Here is a 929-nt window from a genome sequence, read left to right on the forward strand (position 1 = left end):
ACTTCCTGCACCGCGGCGATCACGCCCTCGGCGATGATGTCGCACTTCATGATGCCGCCGAAGATGTTGACCAGGATCCCCTTCACCTTCGGGTCGGCGGTGATGATCTTGAAGGCCGCCGTCACCTTCTCCTTGGTCGCCCCGCCCCCCACGTCCAGGAAGTTGGCCGGCTCCTCGCCATAGAGCTTGATGATGTCGAGCGTGGCCATGGCCAAACCCGCCCCGTTCACCATGCAGCCGATCGAGCCGTCGAGCGCGATGTAGTTGAGGTCGTAGCGCGAGGCCTCGATCTCCTTGGGGTCTTCCTCGCTCTCGTCGCGCAGCGCCACGATGTCGGGATGGCGGTAGAGGGCATTGGAATCAAAGCCCATCTTGGCGTCCAGGCATTTGAGCTCGCCGCCCTTGGTGACGATCAGCGGATTGATCTCCAGCAGCGCCATGTCCTTGGCCACGAAGGCGGTGTAGAGCCTGGTGGTGAGCGCAACCGCCTGCTTGGCCAGGTCTCCCGACAGCCCGAGCGCCTTGGCCACCGCCAGGCCGTGATGGTTCATCACCCCGGTGGCCGGATCGACCGAGAAGGTCACGATCTTCTCCGGCGTCTCATGCGCCACCTTCTCGATGTCCATGCCGCCTTCGGTGGAGACCACGAAGGCGACCCGGCTGGTCTCGCGGTCGACCAGCACCGAGAGGTAGAACTCCTTCTCGATGTCGGAACCGTCCTCGATATAGAGGCGGTTGACCTGCTTGCCCGCCGGCCCGGTCTGCACCGTCACCAGCGTGTTGCCCAGCATCTCCTGCGCATTGGCGCGCACTTCCTCGATCGACTTGGCCAGCCGCACGCCGCCCTTGGCATCGGCGGGCAGTTCCTTGAACTTGCCCTTGCCGCGGCCACCTGCATGGATCTGCGACTTCACAACATAAAGCGGACC

1 protein-coding gene is annotated in these 929 nt (G+C 63.9%); it reads right to left on the reverse strand.

The window, feature by feature from the left end; genetic code table 11:
- Positions 1 to 929 (reverse strand): ADP-forming succinate--CoA ligase subunit beta (sucC, locus tag BA190_RS34920; protein ID WP_068299815.1); only part of this gene is annotated, 929 nt, incomplete at both ends.

The organism is Labrys sp. WJW, assembly GCF_001676615.1.
In the GTDB taxonomy this organism is placed as follows: Bacteria; Pseudomonadota; Alphaproteobacteria; order Rhizobiales; family Labraceae; genus Labrys; species Labrys sedimenti.